Raw genomic sequence first — 6,266 nt, 5'->3', positions numbered from 1 at the left:
GTAGCATACTTAAAATATTCTTTTATGACATAATTATGCTGACAGATTACGAACAAGACGTTTTTTTGAAACAATTCCACTGTTTGAGCATTTTTTGCGCCAGATTTGTTCTTAACTTTTTTACGTTAGAGAATTCATAAGGAAGCGGTGTATGTGGTACAAAACTAAATTGAAGGTTTTCATCGTTTAACGTTATCAGAACCAATCTTTTGATCCGCTCATAAAGCGAAGGTTTTAGTTCAATACCCTTCACTAAGACTTTTCGATCCTTTCCTTCGGGAAGTTCTGCATCTCTTATTGTGACAACAATTGTATCGCTTTGTGTGATTATGTATTCTTCGTTATCAGTTTTTTTTCGTAATATGGTTACAGCTATTAATGAGGATAGGCACTTTTCTTTCATAACAAGTATTGGCTCTTCTTGAGCGTGAGGACTGTGCGATCGTACTCGAACTTTTATGAGGGGATCTTCTTCGGGTTCAGGAAATTCATCATTTCTTTCAGCTTTCAAGCGTTTTGCAGTCTTTTCTCCTAAGGGGGTGAGTTCTAGAAGTCTTACGAACGAATGATGTCGCATAACACGCCGCTCTTCTAATAGTTTTTTGGCGCATGCTTGTTTTGTTATTCGCATAAAAGTTCGTGATCCCACTTTTAATCGACATGCGTACCAAGTGGATGTCTTTCCTGGTGAATCTATGGCTATTAAGTTTGGTCTGCAACTAGCAGTATAGTGACGATCATCCGAAAACAGATATATACTGCAATTATCTAAACATAGGACTAACAAGTCGTCCTCCAACAGCTTCAGATCTTTGTCCCGCATCGGTCTCAGCCCAATTAAAATGATTGACTAGCATTCCACTCCTTTAATAGTAGTTTTCCACTCATCCAATAGTTTTCTTGCACGGTCTCCTTGCGTTAATCCAGCTATAGACGAAAAGCACTCCTCCGAAAGTGGTGTTTGAATAGAGCATTCGAAATCGTCACAAACCTCAGTCAGCAAGCAGACTCGTTTTACCTTTTCATATATCTCTTGAGCAATTTGCCCTTTCAATCCTTTAATTATAATTTTACAACTATCCCCACTTACTCGTTTTGTTACTATCACAATATCATTTCTTACTAGGATGTATTCTTTTCTGACTAGGACTGTCCGAGTTTCTTTTTTAATGGTTACGTCATTTATCGAGATAATTGCACCTCTTGGGGAGATCGCGAAAAGTGGTTCTTCTTTAACAGACCCCTCCTCTGATTTTATTAAAACCCGCATATGTCTCTCTGCAAGAACTTTAGGAGGGTCCTTCTCTTCCTTGAGCAATTTATTTCCTACTAATCTGCCGTGAGAGGTAAGTAGATATCTCATTGCGAAAGATCGTCCTCTTTTTTTATCTTTACGTTCCACTAATCCTTTTTTTTGCAGAGTACGGAGAATTTTTTGAAGGCTTTTTGTTCCCATATGTAATTTATGCATGTAAAAATAGTGTAACTGGCCTTTTGCATTCTCAGGGATCATTAAATGGAATTCAACGTCGAGAAATAGTGCATGGTTCTCTAATAACAATATCAACAGCCTGCGTTGTACATCTGTGTAACCAGTCGCAGTATTTATAATAGATACCTCCAAGAGCCAACTAACAACATCATGTGCAATATGAATAACTTTCTATTAAATTTGTCCATCACTGTCTTACAAAAAGGTCAATTATCCCATCCTAAAGGGACGGGGTGATTTCAATGAAATTTAAAGCTTAAAGTGAGTTTTCAAAAGTTAAGTTCATTCACTCACAGGAAAAGGAAGCTGCCATGCCATCTATGGATCTAAATCACGTCAAAAAACTGTGGGATAGTATCAAGGAGATCCCTACAAGTATTCTGCGAATTGAAGATCTTCATAATAAACTTTCTCTTTGTGCAGTCCTAGCGGGACAAAAAAATGTTGCATCTATCGAACCCGAAGATGATAACCTCCTTCCTAATCTACAAATCATGAGAAAGATCCTTAGAACGTTTAAATTGCGCACTTCTGTCACTACACTTAGAAGAATTCAACCCTCGCTTGAGGCTACAAATATTTCACCCAAAGTTCGTTCCTTCTTTGTTGAGCTGAATGCCATAAAAAAGCCTACAATCATATTATGGGTCTACAATGATACGCAAGTTCCATCCCTGCTAAAACCTAAAATGACTAATTCCCAAATAGGCAAAATTTTAGGGTATCCCTCACACTGTATTCAAGAATACAACAAACACATTGTTGTAAATACCGAGCGCTATGTAACTGCCTTAAAAACGCAATATAATACTAATGACGATGACGAAATCATCTCTTTAATTAAGAGAAACGCCCCTGTATACTACCCAAAAGAAGATAATGCTATCAAAACCTTGAACACATTTACTTTTCTGCCTTACATCGCGTGTAACAAATGCTTGAAGGGGGAGTATGATATTAGTCGAAAAATTAATGCGTCTTTAGAAAAATTGGCCCGCAAGATTGACTCTCAACTCTATAACGACATCCTTCTTGAAGCAAAACGGCTAGCGGCACTTGCTGGCCAGTAGCTTTTGTGAGATTTATCATTTGAAACCGTCATCTAATTACCAAAAACGCTTCAACCGAACAATACCAGAAGATTTCATTAACATTCATGATAAATGAGAGATCAAAAGAGAGAACTCTCAAAAATTGATGGAAATAATAGCTAACAGGGATATCTGGATATGGAACGACATAGGTATTATTTTTTGACGCGCGCGTAATATTTCTTGGATGGAAATGGGCGAAAACGGGTTACTTTTAAATGATAGAATTGCAAAGTGAATCCTAATTCATGGTTAAGCTTACTTAATGGAATGGACCAGTTTACAATGATTACAATTTGTAATTTTCGATTAAAATAGGGGGCTCTAACAATCTTAAACGTCCCGTATTTTGGCGTTAAAGACTCCTTCTTAGACTTCCTCCCATTAGGTTACATACTAATTTCTTAAAGTACAACTTAGATATCAAAAAAAGGTATGAGTTACAATGGATTTATTGGATGCCACAATTTTTTAAAAAATTCTTTTATGTATTATGTAAGCACCATTCAATATCAAAAAGTAATTTTAATCGATATGTGCAGAATTGAAATAAATGTGTCACATGTACCAGATGTTGCATAATTTGTCCCTTCTATGCAACTGAAAAACAGCCGCTTGGTTCATTCTAAAGAGAATTGGCCGTATGCACCTTAAATATCATTTCAGGCAAACTCATCTAATTAAAAAGAGTAAGACATACTTAAAATATAATTCTAGTTTCATAATTTTATCTTATTTCATGTGTATTTCATTTTTAGATGCTCTTCGACAAGCTAGAAAGATATGATTCTTAAATTTTAGAAACCCCATATTTTCTATCTAAGCTAACCTTTGCATGATTATAATCCAAATTGCTTCGAAAATATCATATTTATTGCCCTAGTTAATGATAAATTACTAAAGATAGTTCTCGTAAGTTATCTGATTAAAACTACTGGTGTAGTTATCATTATAACTGATTAGTTGATAATGCTTTTAAAGACAAAGCTACGAACTTAACTCACTTTACTTCTATTTGCCTAATTGGCAAAAGAGAGCAATCTCAAAAATAGATGTAAGCAATATCTAACAAGGAGGAATATGTATTCCAGAAAAAGTATATTTTAGCGAATCAAGAGAAAGAAACTGGGTAGAATCGAAGATCTACAGAGCAAAAGATCTTTTCTACGAAGCTGGCTTAGATGAATGTGTAGACAAGGGCGACTTCACTGCAGTTAAGATTCATGTGGGCGAGTGGGGCAGAACCCACGTACTGCGACCAGAATGTGTTGCGGCTATGGCTGACATGATAAAACTTGAGGGCGGACGACCCTTCGTCACAGATACTACCTGCCAACCCTATAGTCATTGTTGCAGCCGTGTTAATGCATATATTGAACTAGTATCCGCGGCGTATCATGGCTTTACTTCTGCATCAATGGGATGCCCAATAATCATTGCTGACGGATTTGCTGGGGAAGATGACGTTATTATCCCAGTACCAAACGGAAATATTCTCAAAGAATCATATACCGCTCGTGGAATTGCCCAAGCCGACGGTATGATAATTACCACGCACGGAAAAGGACATCCAATGACGGCATATGGTGGTGCGATCAAAAACTTAGGTATCGGTGCACAATCAAAACGAGGCAAGTATAACAGCCACTTAGCGATGTGGGGAGAACCAGAAGATCACATGGGCTGGCCTGTTCTTATCAAAGAGAACTGTCCGGGATCAAATGGATGCCCCGTAGCAGATATGTGTGCACGTGTTTGCCCCGTAGATGCTATCACTGTGCAGCCAGATACTGTTGACATCGACTGGGAAAAATGCTATATGTGTCAGACCTGTCAATGGCATTGCATCATCATGGCGACAAGCGCTCTAAAGTGGCGTGACGAGTACTGGCCAATGAATCAAATTGCAATGGCAGACGCGGCAATGGGTACATTAAATGCATGGCAAGAGCCAGGCAAGGAATTTACCAAGTACCGTGAAAAAGTCGGTTGCATAACATACTTGATTGACAACGACCAAATGTGTGATTGTGTCCCATGGGCAGATTTGCCAGTTGCACCAGACATTGGAACACTCGCAACTAAGGACTATGTCGCAATCGATGCATGTGCCTGTGACCTCGTAGATCAATCTCCAATTGGTCCATGGAGCGTTGCAGAAGAGAAAGGCATCAAGGTAGGGCAAGACCGCTACGAACTGATCCAAGACTACTCCCCAAGAATCCAAATCAAAGCTATGGAAATGCTAGGCGCTGGTGAAATGCATTACGAAATCGTAGAGTATGAGCCAGTATTGACCAACGAAAACGTCATGAAATGGTCGATTGTTCCTGAGAAAAGCAGCGGCGAACTTCTTAAACCGATTTTCGAGACACATGACATGATCAAAGAGGTCATCGAACGGTTTGGTGGATTTAAACGGGTTCCCTTCACCGAGGACTTTGCACAGAGAGCGTGGATAGACGACTACTGGAAACCTGGTATGGAAAGAGCTAAGGCAATGGTAAAAGAAGTCAATAAAGTATTCCCACTTGCAGAAGTCCCAAAGAAGTAAAAATCTTCCCTCTCTTTTTTCCTTTTTTCTTTTTGACTTTTAGTTTTTAAGATGATTGCTAATTCTATTATCTAACTTTTAAAAGCAGATAACTTTCGTAAATTGTCTTTTCATCAGTTATATGAGGAGTATTTTTACGTCAGGTGAACTACCACTCGACAAGTAGGAAATAAAAGCTGCTGAATACATAGGAATTTTGTGTATTTTTTGTACCAAACACTTTATGAAAACTAAAGAAAGAGAGATATGTGAGAAGACGGACTATTTTAAAAATAATCAATACTAAAAAAGGAGATCTCCTATGTTAAAGCGAAATAGAGATTTATTGTCTCGCGTTCTCTTCTTTGGGTTTATAGGCTTCGCACTCCTTTTATTCGCCACGACACCAGTTATGTCTCAGCAAACAACGCAAGCAGAAACTGTCAGATGGTATCTTTATCTAAACGATCAATTGGTAGCGGGAACAAATGTTCCTGCTGAACAGTTTAAATTAGATCTTGAAGATGACGGCAGGTTTGAGCCAGTCAACATTAAGATTTTAGCCGGAACAGGGGCACAACAAGTCTATGTACATGACTTTTATGCGACAGTAGAACTTATAGAGGGAACAGGAGTAACAATTAGATATCCACAAGAAGGTAATTATCCTATAAAACGACTGCTTCCTGCAAATACACCCGATACAGTGATCTATGACCAAACCCTACACATACTCGCGACTGCTGAGGAATTGGGATACGACTTGCCAGATCCGATCTACACCGGCTTCCTTAAACTCACGATATTTATCAGATATCGAGTCGGAGGACCTCCACCAGCAGCTACGGCCCAAACTTTAGACAGTTCTGCCTTATCTTTTGGAGAAGGATATGAAACGCAACAGCAGGTAGATGCAGAAGGCTACACAGTAGCACAAGATGACGTTCAAGTGAATGTCCAGGACTGGTATATATATGAAGATGGCGAACGGAGAGATACATCATCTACCGAACGATTAAGAGACCAGTTAAGTACTCCCGCAGGACAGGCAACCGTCGGTGTGACAGCAGTTGCGGGTGTGGCTGTAGTTGCTACAGGATTACAGCTAGGAGGAGTATTTCCCTCATTCATGAGTGGTGTACCCTCAGCC

General features: G+C 38.9%; 5 protein-coding genes. 3 read left to right on the top strand and 2 right to left on the bottom strand.

The features are described from left to right. Positions 1 to 46 precede the first annotated feature (46 nt). Positions 47 to 787, bottom strand: coding sequence for a hypothetical protein (locus QVB70_RS18390; RefSeq protein WP_287589354.1), 741 nt, complete (start codon positions 785 to 787; stop codon positions 47 to 49). 63 nt (positions 788 to 850) lie between these two features. Continuing rightward, a complete protein-coding gene (locus QVB70_RS18385; RefSeq protein WP_287589353.1) occupies positions 851 to 1,624 on the bottom strand; it encodes a hypothetical protein in 774 nt (257 codons plus the stop codon). A 179-nt stretch (positions 1,625 to 1,803) separates the two neighbouring features. Here QVB70_RS18385 and QVB70_RS18380 point away from each other — a divergent pair, with 179 nt between their 5' ends. From QVB70_RS18380 to QVB70_RS18370, 3 genes are all read left to right on the top strand, one after another. Beyond that, positions 1,804 to 2,562: a hypothetical protein gene (locus QVB70_RS18380; protein ID WP_287589352.1), complete on the top strand. Its 759-nt coding sequence runs from the start codon at positions 1,804 to 1,806 to the stop codon at positions 2,560 to 2,562. Between the two features lie 1,099 nt (positions 2,563 to 3,661). Continuing rightward, the gene (locus tag QVB70_RS18375; RefSeq protein ID WP_342766591.1) at positions 3,662 to 5,137 is read left to right on the top strand and encodes a DUF362 domain-containing protein; all 1,476 of its coding nucleotides are present in this window, start codon (positions 3,662 to 3,664) and stop codon (positions 5,135 to 5,137) included. Positions 5,138 to 5,438: 301 nt separating this feature from the next. Further along, positions 5,439 to 6,266, top strand: an 828-nt coding sequence (locus QVB70_RS18370; RefSeq protein ID WP_287589350.1) for a hypothetical protein, incomplete at its 3' end; no start/stop codon positions are given.

It is taken from the genome of Candidatus Borrarchaeum sp., assembly GCF_019058535.1.
GTDB lineage: Archaea > Asgardarchaeota > Sifarchaeia > Borrarchaeales > Borrarchaeaceae > Borrarchaeum > Borrarchaeum weybense.
The sequence above is the reverse complement of the archived record's forward strand: the minus strand, read 5'-3'. Positions and strand labels throughout refer to the sequence as shown.